Origin of the sequence: Kitasatospora sp. NPDC056651 (genome assembly GCF_042792155.1) — a bacterium.
Lineage (GTDB): Bacteria > Actinomycetota > Actinomycetes > Streptomycetales > Streptomycetaceae > Kitasatospora.
This window is the reverse complement of the sequence record NZ_JBHTWX010000161.1, coordinates 1-12,842: the sequence shown is the minus strand read 5'-3', so window position 1 is coordinate 12,842 and position 12,842 is coordinate 1. Positions and strand designations below refer to the sequence as shown.

Annotated in this window: 13 protein-coding genes; 9 read left to right on the top strand and 4 right to left on the bottom strand. The window is 72.2% G+C overall.

Translation table 11 applies throughout. The annotated features are described in order from the left end of the window. Positions 1 to 90: 90 nt before the first annotated feature. Both ACFRAR_RS36485 and ACFRAR_RS36480 read right to left on the bottom strand, forming a co-directional pair. On the bottom strand, positions 91 to 1,413 hold the full coding sequence (locus tag ACFRAR_RS36485; protein ID WP_380704329.1) for a D-arabinono-1,4-lactone oxidase: 1,323 nt from the start codon (positions 1,411 to 1,413) through the stop codon (positions 91 to 93). A gap of 159 nt (positions 1,414 to 1,572) precedes the next feature. Beyond that, positions 1,573 to 2,841: an MFS transporter gene (locus ACFRAR_RS36480; protein WP_380704327.1), complete on the bottom strand. Its 1,269-nt coding sequence runs from the start codon at positions 2,839 to 2,841 to the stop codon at positions 1,573 to 1,575. Between the two features lie 133 nt (positions 2,842 to 2,974). On the opposite strand from ACFRAR_RS36480, the gene ACFRAR_RS36475 reads away from it, so the two are divergent. Both ACFRAR_RS36475 and ACFRAR_RS36470 read left to right on the top strand, forming a co-directional pair. Beyond that, entirely contained in the window at positions 2,975 to 4,126 is a 1,152-nt protein-coding gene (locus ACFRAR_RS36475; RefSeq protein ID WP_380704325.1) for a ferrochelatase, read from the top strand. Next, positions 4,119 to 4,937, top strand: coding sequence for an inositol monophosphatase family protein (locus ACFRAR_RS36470; protein ID WP_380704323.1), 819 nt, complete (start codon positions 4,119 to 4,121; stop codon positions 4,935 to 4,937). Before ACFRAR_RS36475 ends, ACFRAR_RS36470 begins: the two co-directional genes overlap by 8 nt. Positions 4,938 to 5,115: 178 nt before the next feature. On the opposite strand, the gene ACFRAR_RS36465 is transcribed toward ACFRAR_RS36470, so the two are convergent. Next, entirely contained in the window at positions 5,116 to 5,301 is a 186-nt protein-coding gene (locus ACFRAR_RS36465; RefSeq protein ID WP_030285471.1) for a hypothetical protein, read from the bottom strand. Between the two features lie 443 nt (positions 5,302 to 5,744). On the opposite strand from ACFRAR_RS36465, the gene ACFRAR_RS36460 reads away from it, so the two are divergent. The 4 genes from ACFRAR_RS36460 (at position 5,745) to ACFRAR_RS36445 (ending at position 9,851) form a co-directional block, all read left to right on the top strand. Then, a complete protein-coding gene (locus tag ACFRAR_RS36460) occupies positions 5,745 to 6,398 on the top strand; it encodes a response regulator transcription factor (protein ID WP_030057689.1) in 654 nt (217 codons plus the stop codon). A gap of 102 nt (positions 6,399 to 6,500) precedes the next feature. Continuing rightward, positions 6,501 to 7,817 (top strand): sensor histidine kinase, encoded by a 1,317-nt coding sequence (locus tag ACFRAR_RS36455; RefSeq protein WP_380704321.1) that lies wholly within the window; start codon positions 6,501 to 6,503, stop codon positions 7,815 to 7,817. Between the two features lie 234 nt (positions 7,818 to 8,051). Continuing rightward, positions 8,052 to 9,035, top strand: coding sequence for an acyl-ACP desaturase (locus tag ACFRAR_RS36450; protein ID WP_380704319.1), 984 nt, complete (start codon positions 8,052 to 8,054; stop codon positions 9,033 to 9,035). Positions 9,036 to 9,551: 516 nt separating this feature from the next. Then, complete coding sequence (locus tag ACFRAR_RS36445; protein WP_030285479.1) at positions 9,552 to 9,851, top strand: DUF4193 domain-containing protein; 300 nt, start codon at positions 9,552 to 9,554, stop codon at positions 9,849 to 9,851. A 267-nt stretch (positions 9,852 to 10,118) separates the two neighbouring features. Here the strand turns inward: ACFRAR_RS36445 and ACFRAR_RS36440 are convergent, their stop codons facing one another. Then, entirely contained in the window at positions 10,119 to 10,568 is a 450-nt protein-coding gene (locus tag ACFRAR_RS36440; protein WP_380704317.1) for a DUF3093 domain-containing protein, read from the bottom strand. A 136-nt stretch (positions 10,569 to 10,704) separates the two neighbouring features. Here ACFRAR_RS36440 and ACFRAR_RS36435 point away from each other — a divergent pair, with 136 nt between their 5' ends. From ACFRAR_RS36435 to ACFRAR_RS36425, 3 genes are all read left to right on the top strand, one after another. Next, positions 10,705 to 11,283, top strand: coding sequence for a PaaI family thioesterase (locus ACFRAR_RS36435; protein WP_380704331.1), 579 nt, complete (start codon positions 10,705 to 10,707; stop codon positions 11,281 to 11,283). Then, positions 11,280 to 11,747, top strand: a complete 468-nt coding sequence (gene dut / locus ACFRAR_RS36430; protein ID WP_380704315.1) for a dUTP diphosphatase — start codon at positions 11,280 to 11,282, stop codon at positions 11,745 to 11,747. Before ACFRAR_RS36435 ends, dut begins: the two co-directional genes overlap by 4 nt. A gap of 69 nt (positions 11,748 to 11,816) precedes the next feature. Further along, positions 11,817 to 12,620 carry a DUF3710 domain-containing protein gene (locus tag ACFRAR_RS36425; protein WP_380704313.1) on the top strand — a complete coding sequence of 268 codons (804 nt, stop codon included), beginning with the start codon at positions 11,817 to 11,819 and terminating at the stop codon, positions 12,618 to 12,620. The last annotated feature ends 222 nt before the right edge of the window (positions 12,621 to 12,842 follow it).

The following is a 12,842-nucleotide window of genomic DNA, read 5'->3' as shown; positions in this document are numbered from 1 at the left end:
TCAGAAGGGTGTCCAGGTTCGTCTTCACAAACCAACCAACGGGCACCCTTCGTCATGGTCGCGGCCAGCCCATCAATCGGACTCATTCATCTAGGCGCCGAGCACCCGGCGCAGGTAGTCGTTGCCGAACACCCGCTGCGGGTCGACCTCGTCGCGCAGCGCGGTGAAGTCGCCGAAGTGCGGGTAGACGTCGGCCAGGTACCCGGCGTCCCGGGTGTGCAGCTTGCCCCAGTGCGGGCGGCCCTGATGGGCGGTCATCAGCTGTTCGACGCCGGTGAAGTAGCCCTGGTCGGCGGTGCCCCGGTAGAGGTGGACGGCGATGTAGGCGCTGTCCCGGCCGGAGGCGGTGGAGAGCCAGAGGTCGTCGGCGGGGGCGAAGCGCACCTCGACCGGGAAGCTGATCTTCCAGTCGGACCGTTCGATCAGGGCCTTCAGTTCGCGCAGCACCTCGCCGACGGCCGCGCGCGGCACCGCGTACTCCATCTCCACGAAGCGGACCTTGCGGGGGCTGGTGAACACCTTGTACGCGGTGTCGGTGAAGCTGCGCTCGGACCAGGCCCGGCTGGCCAGCGAGGCGATCGAGGGGATCGAGCCGGGGAAGCGCCGGCCGACCCGGCAGGCTCCCTCCCAGACGGTGTTGGAGAGGAAGTCGTCCTCCAGCCACTCCTTGAACCGGGGCAGCGGGGCGGCCGGGCCCTGGCTGCGGTTGTTGCGCTTGGTGGAGCAGCGGTCGGTGTGCGGGAACCAGTAGAACTCGAAGTGCTCGTTGACGGCGGTGAGGTCGTCCAGGCGCTCCAGCACCTCGTCGAAGCCCATCGGCTGTTCGTGCGCGGTGAGCAGGAAGGCCGGCTCGACGCCGAAGGTGAGGGCCGTGATCACGCCGAGTGCGCCGAGGCCGAGCCTGGCGCCCTGGAAGAGCCGGGGGTTCTCGGTGGGGGAGCAGTGCCGGACGGTGCCGTCGGCGAGGACGATCTCCAGCGCGCGGATCTGGGCGGCCAGCGAGCCGGAGTCGCGGCCGGTGCCGTGGGTGCCGGTGCTGGTGGCGCCGGCCACGGTCTGGACCTCGATGTCGCCCATGTTGGCCAGCGAGAGGCCCGCGGCGGCGAGGACCCGGTTGAGCCGGTGCAGCGGGAGGCCGGACTCGACGGTGATGGTGCCGGCCTCGCGGTCGATCCCGCGGACGGCGGTGAGCGCGTGCGGGCGGATCTGGACGCCGTCGCCGGCGGAGGCGATCGAGGTGAAGGAGTGGCCGGAGCCGACGGCCTTGACGGTGCGGCCCTGTTCGGCGGCCCGCAGGATCTCCTTGGCCAGTTCCTCCACGGTGCCGGGGGCGGCGGCCCGGGCGGGCCGGGCGCTCTGGTTGCCGGCCCAGTTGGTCCACCGGGTGGGGGTCGCGGTACTGGCCTGGGGCATTGCGCTGCCTCCTGCTCCGTGGCCGACCTGGTCGGCGCGGTCCGGGGCGGCGCGGCCGCCCTCAGGGCCTGTCTCCTGGAACCTTGCCGGGTCCGCGGAATCCGGAGGACGAGCCCTACCCACGGGTAGGCCCGCGGGTAGGGCGAGAGATTAGTCAGTTCACCGTTCGACGTCTACGGGCAGTTCGACCCCGTGGCCGGCCGCGGCGGCGGGCGCGCCGGACGCCAGCCCGGCGCTCAGCCGGCCGAGGCCGGCGAGGGCGGCGACCACCCCGAGCAGGCCGGCCGCCAGCGGCACCCAGTAGCCGGCGGCGGCGCCGGAGGAGTCGATCACCCAGCCGCCGGCCGAGGAGCCGGCCGCGACGCCGAGGGCCAGGCCGGTGGTGGTCCAGGTCATGCCCTCGGTCAGCTGGGCGGCCGGGACGAGCCGTTCGACCAGCGCCATCGCGGTGATCAGGGTGGGGGAGATGGCGATGCCCGCGACCAGCAGCGCGGCGCCGACCACGGCCAGCCCGCCGACGCCGTGCACCGCGTGGGCGACCAGCAGCAGCGGCACCATGCTGAGCGCCATGAACAGCACGCCGACGAGGAAGCGCACGGCCATCGAGCCGGAGAGCTTGAGGGTGCCGAACACCACCCCGGCCAGGCAGGAGCCGAGCGCCCACAGCGCGAGGATCACGCTGGAGATCGACTTGTGGCCCTGGTCCTCGGCGAAGGCGACGGTGACCACCTCGACCGAACCGAAGATCGCGCCGGTGGCGACGAAGGTCAGGATCAGCACCTGGAGGCCGCCGTTGAGGATGATCGAGCCGCCTTGATGTCGAGCCGCCGGGTGGACCGGCGGTTCGGTGGAGCGCTGCCCGGCGAACAGCAGGACGCCGACGGCGAGGAAGATCCCGGAGAGCAGCACGCCCGCCTCGGGGAAGACGGAGGTGGCCAGGCCGATGGAGAGGATCGGGCCGACGATGAAGCAGACCTCGTCGACCACGGCCTCGAAGGAGTACGCGGTGTGCAGCCTGTCGCCGTCCTCGCGGTAGAGGTGGGCCCAGCGGGCGCGGACCATCGCGCCGGTGCTCGGCATCACGCCCATGCCGGCGGCGAACACGAACAGCGTCCAGTCCGGGGCCTCCAGCCGGGCGCAGAGCAGCAGGCCGGTGACGGAGACGATGGTGATCGCCATGGCGGGGACGATGATCCTGCGCTGGCCGTGCCGGTCGACCAGCCGGGAGACCTGCGGGCCGAGGATCGCGGCGGAGACCGCGAGGCAGGCCGAGACCAGGCCGGCCACCCCGTAGGAGCCTCTGAGCTGGGAGAGCATGGTGACGATGCCGATCCCGGTCATGGAGATCGGCAGTCGGGAGACGAAGCCGGTGGAGGAGAAGGCCAGAGTGCCGGGGGAGGCGAATATCTGGCGGTAGCTGGACAGCACGGGAGCTCCGGGCAGGGAGAAGTAAGGAACAAGGCTGGCAAACACAGCTTACGTACCTTGGCAAACCGTATTTTCCGGACATCCGCGCGGCCCCGGCGACGGCGCCCGGCCACACGGTGGCAGGATCGGTGGCATGTCCGACGCGCACACAATCGCACCCTCCGGCGCCGCCCCGTACGACGCCCTGCTGCTGCTGTCCTTCGGCGGGCCCGAGGGCCCCGAGGAGGTCGTCCCGTTCCTGGAGAACGTCACCCGCGGCCGCGGCATCCCCAAGGAGCGGCTGAAGGAGGTGGGCAAGCACTACTTCATGTTCGGCGGGGTCAGTCCGATCAACGGGCAGAACCGGGAGCTGCTCGCCGCGCTGCGCGAGGACTTCGCGGAGCACGGGCTGGACCTGCCGGTCTACTGGGGCAACCGGAACTGGGCGCCCTACCTCGTGGACACCCTGCGGGAGCTGGCGGCGGACGGCCACCGCCGGATCGCCGTGCTCGCCACCAGTGCCTACGCCGGCTACTCGGGCTGCCGCCAGTACCGGGAGAACCTGGCCGACGCGCTGGCCGCCCTCGCCGAGGAGGGCGTGCCCGCCCTGCGGGTCGACAAGCTGCGGCACTTCTACAACCACCCCGGCTTCGTCGGGCCGATGATCGACGCCACCCTGGCGGCCCTGGCGGAGCTGCCCGAGGCCGTCCGCCCCGGCGCCCGGCTGGCGTTCACCACCCACTCCATCCCGGACGCCATGGCCGAGGCCTCCGGCGCCCCGGACGACCCGGCCCGCGGCGAGCCCGGCGGCGCGTACGTCGCCGAGCACCTGGACGTGGCCCGGCTGATCGCCGCCGCCGTGGCCGAGCGCACCGGCGCGGCCGGCCGGCCCTGGGAGCTGGTGTACCAGAGCCGCAGCGGGGCGCCCCACGTCCCGTGGCTGGAACCCGACATCTGCGACCACCTGGAGGCCCAGCACGCCGACGGCGCGCCGGCCGTGGTGATGGTCCCGATCGGCTTCGTCTCCGACCACATGGAGGTCAAGTACGACCTCGACACCGAGGCCGTCGCCAAGGCCGCCGAACTCGGGCTGCCGGTGGCCCGGGCCGCCACCGTCGGCGCCGACCCCCGGTTCACCGCCGCCGTGCGCGAACTCGTCCTGGAGCGGGCCGCCACCGAGCGGGGCGAGGGCGTGACCCGCTGCGCCCTCGGCGCCCTCGGCCCCAGCCACGACGTGTGCGCCGTGGCCTGCTGCCCCAACCCGCGCGCCCCGCGCCCCGCCGTCGCCGAGGAGAGCCATGTCTGACCCCGCCCTGCCCGACGACGGGCTCCTCGACGAGCTGCTGGAGGTCGCCCTGGACGCGGCCCGGCAGGCCGGAGCCCTGCTGCGCGACGGCCGCCCCGCCGACCTCGGCGTGGCCGGGACCAAGAGCAGCCCGGTCGACGTGGTCACCGAGATGGACCTCGCCTCCGAGAAGCTCGTCCTGGAACTGATCACCGACCGCCGCCCGGAGGACGGCTACCTCGGTGAGGAGGGCTCCGAGCGGCCCGGCACCAGCGGGGTCCGCTGGGTCGTGGACCCGCTCGACGGCACGGTCAACTACCTCTACGGACTGCCTTCCTGGGCGGTCAGCGTGGCCGCCGAGGTGGACGGCCGGGCGGTCGTCGGCGTGGTGTACGCACCGGCCCGCGGCGAGCTGTTCCACGCCGTCCTGGGCCGCGGCGCCCGCCTCGACGGCCGTCCGGTCTCGGCCCGCCAGGCCCCGCCCTGGGGCCAGGCGCTGATCGCCACCGGCTTCAACTACGTCCAGGCGGTGCGGGTGCGGCAGGCCGAGGTGCTGCTGGCGCTGATGCCGGAGGTGCGGGACATCCGCCGGGGCGGGGCGGCCGCGGTGGACCTGTGCGACGTCGCCGCCGGGCGGCTGGACGGCTACTACGAACGTGGCCTCGCGCCCTGGGACCGGGCGGCCGGGTGCCTGATCGCCGCCGAGGCCGGAGCCCTGGTCGGTGGCCGGCCCGGGCACGGGCCGGCCGGCGAGCTGACCGTGGCCGCCGCCCCGGGGGTGTACGAGCCGCTCCAGGAGCGGCTGGCCGCGCTGCGCGCCTGGGCGGACTGACCGGTTCCGGCCGCCTCCCCGTGAGGGCCGTCCCGCCTCCCCGCGAAGAGCGGCGGGACGGCCCCGGGCATGCGAAGAGCCCTGACATACGGGGGATGCCAGGGCCTTGGATTTCGCACGGCCCCCGCAGGGCCGCTGGTGCCGGTGGTCCGGCGACGGGTCGGATGTGCCGGACGAATCAGGCTGCGGTGCGGTGGCGGTCGAGCACCGTGTCCACGCCGTGTTCGGCGGCGAGCCGGCGGAGGTCGTCCAGCTCGGACTGCTCGACCTCGGCGAGGAACTCGTCCCCGGCCTCGATCGCTCGGTGCAGATCCTGCTCGGCGTTGGCTATGCGCTGCAGGATTCCGGCCTTGAAGGCGTCCATACGGGCCCCCTTACTGTGTCGGACGTGCACGGTCGTGCGCTCTCCGCCCCGGGGAGGTCCAGCCGGTGAAAGCACGCCGACCGGCAGGTGTTTGATCGCCGGACGAGTGCGGAGTCGACCTTCGGCCGCTCCCGGTGATGTCCCAGCCCCAGGGCCGGCGCGGATGAACGCACGGCGGGTGGGTGCGATCGGCTGTCAGCCAGATCGCGGGGTGTGCAGCTGTCCTCCCCGCCCCGGCGGCCCGGAAACCTCCCGGCGGAAGAAAGTTGCCTGTGTCACAGTCCAAGCGGAGTGGTGCGAGTGCGAACGAGTGCCGCCGCGGAGCCCGCGACCGTGCCCGGGAGGCAGCTTATCGCTGCTTTACCGCCCGACCAGGCAGGATGGAGGCACCGTCGGAGCCGTGCGTCCGCTTCCGGGGCCGGCCTGGAGAAGGGACAACGACCGTGCGGGTTCTCGTCGTCGAGGACGAGCAGCTGCTTGCCGAGGCCGTCGCGACCGGCCTGCGCCGCGAGGCGATGGCCGTCGACGTGGTGTACGACGGGGAGGCCGCGCTCCAGCGCATCGCGGTCAACGACTACGACGTCGTCGTCCTGGACCGCGACCTTCCGCTGGTGCACGGGGACGACGTCTGCCGCAAGGTGGTCGAGCAGGGCCTGGCGACCCGGGTGATCATGCTGACCGCCTCCGGCGACATCAGCGACCGGGTCGAGGGCCTGGAGATCGGCGCGGACGACTACCTTCCGAAGCCGTTCGCCTTCAGTGAACTCGTCGCCCGGGTAAGGGCGCTGGGCCGCCGCGCGACCATCCCGCTGCCCCCCGTGCTGGAGCGGGCCGGCATCTCGCTCGACCCCGGCCGCCGCGAGGTGATCCGCGACGGACGCACCGTCCAGCTCGCCCCCAAGGAGTTCGCCGTCCTGGAGGTGCTGATGCGGGCCGGCGGCGCCGTCGTCTCCGCCGAACAGCTCCTGGAGAAGGCCTGGGACGAGCACACCGACCCGTTCACCAACGTCGTGCGCGTGACCGTGATGACGTTGCGCCGCAAGCTCGGCGACCCGCCGGTGATCGTCACCGTGCCGGGCTCCGGCTACCGGATCTGACCACCCGAGTCCGCCCCGGCGGACTCCCCGTCGACGAGGGACCCGCCCCGAGGGCTCCCGCCGTGAAGCGCCCGCCCCGACGGACGCCCCGAGAGGACCATCATGACCACCCCGCCCCCGGTCGGCGGGCCCTCCGGCGCGCCCGCCGGCGGCCCGCGTGCCGTACCCCCCAAGCCCACGCACCCCCCGCGCCCGCCCAGGCTCCAGCAGCACCGCGGGGACACCTACGTCCCCGGCGACGGCATGCTCGCCTGGCTGCCCTTCCGCCCCACCATCCGGATGCGCCTCACCCTGCTCTACGGCGGGATGTTCCTGATGGCCGGCGTCGTGCTGCTGCTGCTGATGTACGTGTTCTTCCAGGACGCCGTCTCCTACCTGGCCCCGCGCACGTTCAACTTCAACGCCGACTTCGTCCGGGTCGTCAACCCCAACGGCACCAGCGTCGACATGGACAGCAGACAGTTCAACGACGCGCAGACCGCCTACTACCTGGCGCGCTCCGACTCCGCGCTGAACACGCTGCTGCGCAAGTCGCTCACCATGCTGGTCTGCCTCGCGATCATCGCCTTCGCGGCCGGCTACGCCCTGGCCGGCCGGGTGCTGCGCCCGCTCGGCCGGATCACCCGCACCGCCCGCGACGTCGCCTCCTCCGACCTGCACCGCCGGATCGAGCTGGACGGCCCGGACGACGAGCTCAAGGAGCTCGCCGACACCTTCGACGGCATGCTGGACCGGCTGGACCGGTCCTTCGACTCCCAGCGCCGCTTCGTCGCCAACGCCTCGCACGAGCTGCGCACCCCGCTGGCGATCAACCGCACCCTGCTGGAGGTCCAGCTCTCCGATCCGGGGGCCTCGCAGGACCTCCAGCAGCTGGGCAGGACCCTGCTGGCCACCAACGAGCGCAGCGAACAGCTCGTCGAGGGCCTGCTGCTGCTCGCCCGCAGCGAGAACGAGCTGACCGAGCGGCGCCCGGTGGAGCTGTCCGAGGTGGCCACCCGGGCGCTGGAGCAGACCCGGGCCGAGGCCGACAAGCGCGAGGTCGAGCTGCGCTCGAAGCTCGATCCGGCGATGGCCGCCGGCAACGGGGTGCTGCTGGAGCGGCTGGCGCTCAACCTGTTGCAGAACGCCGTCCGCTACAACACCCCGGGCGGTTGGGTCGAGCTGGCCACCACCGCGGTGCCCGGCGGCGGCGAGCTGGTGGTCTCCAACACCGGCCCGGTGGTGCCCGGGTACGAACTGGAGCACATCTTCGAGCCGTTCCGCCGGATCAAGGGCGCCGACCGCACCCGCAGCGACAAGGGGGTCGGGCTCGGCCTGTCCATCGTCCGCTCGGTGGTGCGCGCCCACGGCGGCACCATCGAGGCCACGCCGCGCGCCGGCGGCGGACTCACCATGAGGGTCCGGATCCCCTCACCGTAAGGGTCGAACGCCCCTTCCGCGGGCGACCGTTTCCAGCCGCCCCCGCCAAGCCCGTCAAGACGACATAAGGCCTGGCGGGGGCGGCTTGTCATTTGCGGCCCGAGCAACTTACGGTGTCGTAACCTACGCAACCGTAGGTGAATCCGTCGGCCGCCCCGCCGACGGGTCCGAAGCACGTCGATCCCGTCCCAGCGCGCCCGTCCCAGCGCGTCCCGTCCCCCCAGGAGCCAGACCGTGACCATCGCCCCTGTGCAGAGCAGCTCCTCGCTCGTCGCGAGCGGCTGGACCGACGCGCGGCTGATCCTCGCCCTCGAAGAGGTCGTGGAGAAGGAGCTCAACCGCCACCTGGGCATCGCCAAGGAGTGGATGCCGCACGAGTTCGTCCCGTGGAGCCAGGGCCGCGACTTCGACGGCGTGCTGGGCGGCGAGGCGTGGTCCCTGGAGCAGTCCCAGGTGACCGCGGTGGGCCGGGTGTCACTGGTGGTCAACCTGCTGACCGAGGACAACCTGCCCAGCTACCACCACGAGATCGCGACCATGTTCGGCCGCGAGGGCGCCTGGGGCACCTGGGTGCACCGCTGGACGGCCGAGGAGGGGCGGCACGGCATAGCCATTCGCGACTACCTGCTCGCCACCCGGGCGGTCGACCCGGTGGAGCTGGAGCGGGCCCGGATGAGCCACATGTCGGAGGGCTTCGAGTCCGACAACGCGCACAGCATGCTGCACTCGGTCGCCTACGTGGCCTTCCAGGAGCTCGCCACCCGCATCGCGCACCGCAACACCGGCAAGTACGCCGGCGACCCGCTCTGCGAGCAGCTGCTGGCGAAGATCGCCAACGACGAGAACCTGCACATGGTCTTCTACCGGAACCTGCTGAAGGCCGCGCTGGAGATCGCCCCGGACCAGGCCATGCGGGCCATCGCCGACGTGGTCACCGACTTCCGGATGCCCGGCCACGGGATCCCCGGTTTCGAGCGCGCCGCCGCGCAGATCGCCCTCGGCGGGGTGTACAACCTCCGCATCCACCACGACGACGTGCTCCAGCCGGTGCTGCGCCACCTCAAGGTGATGGAGTTCGGCGGCCTCGGCCCGGAGGGCCTGCTCGCGCAGAACGAGCTGGGTGTCTTCCTGGACGGGCTGGACAGCCAGGCCCGGAAGTTCGAGGAGCGCCAGGCCGCCCTGCTGGCGCGCCGCGCGGCCCGGAAGAACGCCGGCTGAGGCGCGGTCGAACGCCGACCGGGGCGTGCCGGAACGCCGACCGGGGCGCACCGCCCGGCGGTCGGCCTGGGTGGATTTTCCGTGCTTTGCCCCGGAAGATTCTTAACGTGACCAAGCTCACACCGTGTCGCTCCGCGATTCCGGGCAACCCCGGAGAGTGACCGCCCGATCGGCGGTGCCGATTGCCGTCCGTGACCGGATTCCGCTCCCAGCCCGGTCTCAGGAATCGGTCAGCATCCCTGACCGGTAAGGGATTCGGCGGGTGTTCGTACCCGTCGTGGTCACTGTACGTGTCCGGTTCGCCGGGGCTGTGGAGGGCCGACGATGGCCCAGCGTGAGGCCTTCCGCAGCCCCGGGGATCACCCCGATGGAGCCCGGGCTGAGTGTCGATTGAGTAACAGGGCTTGAAGTAAGGCAAAATCTCCGCCTCGGGTCGGGCACAAGACCGACCCCCCATGCGTTACGTGCGCTGGAGATACCGCACACACCGCACAACCCGGAGGGGGAGAGCGAAAAATGGCAACCGACTACGACACCCCACGCAAGACTGACGACGAGCTCAACGAGGACAGCATCGAGGAGCTCAAGGCCCGGCGGAACGACAAGGGCGGAAGCTCTGTCGACGTCGACGAGTTCGACGCCGCCGAGGGCATGGAGCTGCCCGGCGCCGATCTCTCCAATGAGGAACTCGCCGTCCGTGTGCTGCCGAAGCAGGCCGACGAGTTCACCTGCATGAGCTGCTTCCTGGTGCACCACCGCAGCCAGCTCTACAGCGAGAAGAACGGCAACCCGATCTGCCGGGACTGCGGCGCCTGAGCACCGCGGCGGACAGGGCCCGGTGCCCGCGGCTGCGCCCGCGGGACCGGCACACCGCTCCTTCCGGCCCCGGGCAGCGGGGCCGGACGGCAGGTCCGGGATCCGTCCGACTGGACGGGCCCGGCAGGACGGAGTCGGCCGGCACACCGGTCAGGACAAAGTCGTAGGGACGGTCCCGCAACAGCGGAACCGTCCCTCTCCGTTTGTCCGGCCCCGTCCGACCGGCGTGTTCCTCGGCCTGACCGGCTCACGGCCGGCCGGCGCGCCTCAGGCGCGGGCGCCGCGCCGGGCGTCCTCCAGGGCCTCCGCCAGCTTCATCGGCGAGCGGGTCGACAGGTACAGGTACGGCGTCGGGTCGGCCGGGTCGGTCACCTCGATCCGCAGTGCCGTCGGGACGTAGCTGCGCAGCAGCATGAAGGCGCGCGGATCGGCCTTCGGGCCGCGCCAGGCCGCCGCCTCGGCGGGGCTCAGTGCGTGCGCCGCGCCGAGCGCGTCCACCGGGATCCGGGCCGGGCCGGCCACCAGCGAGCCCTGGACCACGCGGATGCGGGCCGAGCCGTAGCTGCTGATCGCGACCGCGCCGGCGGCGATGCCGACCACCAGCCCGATCAGCGCGGCCGGACCGTTGACCCGGATCAGGATCAGCGCGAGCGTGAATCCCACCGCGACCGGGAGCAGCCACCAGGAACGCGGCACCGTGAGGCGTTCGTCGTACATGCCCTCCATTGTGGGCGCCCTGACGTCCGGCCCCGGACGCCACCCCCACCGGAAGCCTCGCTACCCCTGGGTAGGCTGGGGCCCCGTGACCGGTACGACAGCCCCCCACATCCCCACCGACCGGCCGGCGCCCACGATGCCGGCGACCCCGACCACCCCGCCGCCGGACGCCGTCCTGCCGGAGCGCCACCCCCAGGCGCCCGCCCCCGGCACCCGGCTCGGCTCCCACTACGAACACTGCTTCGGCTGCGGCCCGCAGCACCCCGGCGGCCTGCGGATCGACGCCGTCGCCGGCGAGGGACTCGACGTCACCGCCGAGTTCGTCGTCCGGGACGCCCACCAGGGCGGCCCCGGCCTGGCCCACGGCGGCCTGCTGACCACCGCGATGGACGAGACCCTCGGCACGCTCAACTGGCTGCTGCACGCCCCCGCCGTGACCGGCAGGCTGGAGACCGACTTCCTCAGTCCGGTGCCCGTCGACTCGGTGCTGCACCTGCGCGCCTGGATCACCGGTGCGAGCGGCCGCAAGATCTACAGCGCCGCCGAGGCGCGGATCGGCGGCCCGGACGGACCGGTCGCCGTGCGTGCGCAAGCCCTCTTCGTCCAGGTGAAGCTGGAACACTTCACCACGCACGGTCGTCCCGAGGACATCGAGAAGGTCCTCGACGACCCGGATCTGATGAAGCGCGCACGAGCCTTTGAGGTGAACCCTTGAGCGACACCCCCCGCCCGCAGCTGGACGTCCTGATCAAGCGCATCGACCCCGAGCTGCCGCTGCCCGCCTACGCGCAGCCCGGGGACGCCGGTGCCGATCTGCGCACCACCGTCGACGCCGAGCTGGCTCCCGGTGAGCGGGCCGTCCTGCCCACCGGCGTCGCCATCGCCCTGCCGGACGGCTACGCGGCCTTCGTCCACCCCCGGTCCGGGCTGGCAGCTCGTTGCGGAGTTGCCCTCGTGAACGCCCCGGGGACGGTCGATGCCGGGTACCGTGGAGAGATCAAGGTGATCGTCGTCAATCTGGACCCGCGCGAGGGGGTCAGCTTCCGCCGAGGGGACCGAATCGCCCAGCTGGTGATCCAGCAGGTCGAGAAGGCCCGTTTCCACGAGGTGGGGGAGCTGCCTGGGTCGGCACGCGCCGAGGGTGGGTTCGGGTCGACCGGCGGCCACGCCGGGGTCTAGCATGCCCGCGGCCTCGCAGGAAGCCGAGCAGGTATACGCATCGGTCTTGGACCGGGAAGGACAGTGACCGTGTTCCGTCGTCGCCAGAAGAGCGAGGACGCTGTCGAGCAGCTCGCCGACGACGCCATCAGCGCCGACGAGACGGCCGATGACGTCGAAGGTTCCGCCGAGAGCGAGAACGTGACCGGGCTGGACCCGGCCGACAGGGTCGGCCTGCCGCCGGCCCCCCGGCCGGACGGTCCGTGGGACCACACCGAGCTGGAGAACCCCGAGGAGGGTCGAGTCGACCTCGGGGGTCTGCTGGTTCCCGGCGTCGAGGGCATGGAACTGCGGGTCGAGGTCGCCGGTGACGCGATCGTGGCCGCCACCCTCGTGCTCGGCAACAGCGCCATCCAGCTCCAGGCCTTCGCGGCCCCGAAGTCGGAGGGCATCTGGGGGGAGGTCCGGGAGGAGATCGCCAGCGGCATCACCTCGCAGGGCGGCCTCATCGAGGAGGAGGAGGGCTCGCTCGGCTGGCACCTCCGCGCCCAGGTCCCGGTGCAGCTTCCGGACGGCACCCAGGGCGTGCAGCTGGTCCGGTTCGTCGGCTGCGACGGTCCGCGCTGGTTCCTGCGCGGTGTGATCTCCGGCCAGGCCGCGGTGCAGCCGGAGATGGCCGGAATCCTGGAGCAGGTCTTCCGCCAGACGGTCGTCGTGCGTGGCGAGTCCCCGATGGCTCCCCGCGACCCGATCGTGCTGAAGCTCCCCGAGGACGCCCAGATGGTCGCCGACGGTGGCGGGGCGGCCGCTGCCGCGGGTGAGGGCGACAGCCGCTTCGGTGGCGCTTCGCTCGACCCGTTCGCGCGCGGCCCGGAGATCACCGAGGTCCGCTGACCCGGCTCTGATCAGTGGTGATCGCCCCTGCCCGGACTCCCGGGCAGGGGCGATTTGCATGTGGCGGGCCCGTGCCCGTACAGTTCCGGAGTCGCCGCGGGAGACCGGGGACGACAAAGCGGAAAGCAAATCCGATGAATGAAACTCCGGAAAACGGAGCGGAAAACATCTGATAAGCTGGAAACACGAAAGAACGAAGCCCGGAGGGCCTGCTGGAAGGCA

Bases quoted from the DNA above. Each gene is read 5' to 3' on its own strand.
- ACFRAR_RS36470 (WP_380704323.1), top strand. From the start codon at position 4,119: ATGTCTGACCCCGCCCTGCCCGACGACGGGCTCCTCGACGAGCTGCTG.
- ACFRAR_RS36435 (WP_380704331.1), top strand. From the start codon at position 10,705: ATGCCGGCGACCCCGACCACCCCGCCGCCGGACGCCGTCCTGCCGGAG.
- ACFRAR_RS36455 (WP_380704321.1), top strand. From the start codon at position 6,501: ATGACCACCCCGCCCCCGGTCGGCGGGCCCTCCGGCGCGCCCGCCGGC.
- ACFRAR_RS36475 (WP_380704325.1), top strand. From the start codon at position 2,975: ATGTCCGACGCGCACACAATCGCACCCTCCGGCGCCGCCCCGTACGAC.
- ACFRAR_RS36485 (WP_380704329.1), bottom strand. From the start codon at position 1,413: ATGCCCCAGGCCAGTACCGCGACCCCCACCCGGTGGACCAACTGGGCC.
- ACFRAR_RS36465 (WP_030285471.1), bottom strand. From the start codon at position 5,301: ATGGACGCCTTCAAGGCCGGAATCCTGCAGCGCATAGCCAACGCCGAG.
- ACFRAR_RS36445 (WP_030285479.1), top strand. From the start codon at position 9,552: ATGGCAACCGACTACGACACCCCACGCAAGACTGACGACGAGCTCAAC.
- ACFRAR_RS36440 (WP_380704317.1), bottom strand. From the start codon at position 10,568: ATGTACGACGAACGCCTCACGGTGCCGCGTTCCTGGTGGCTGCTCCCG.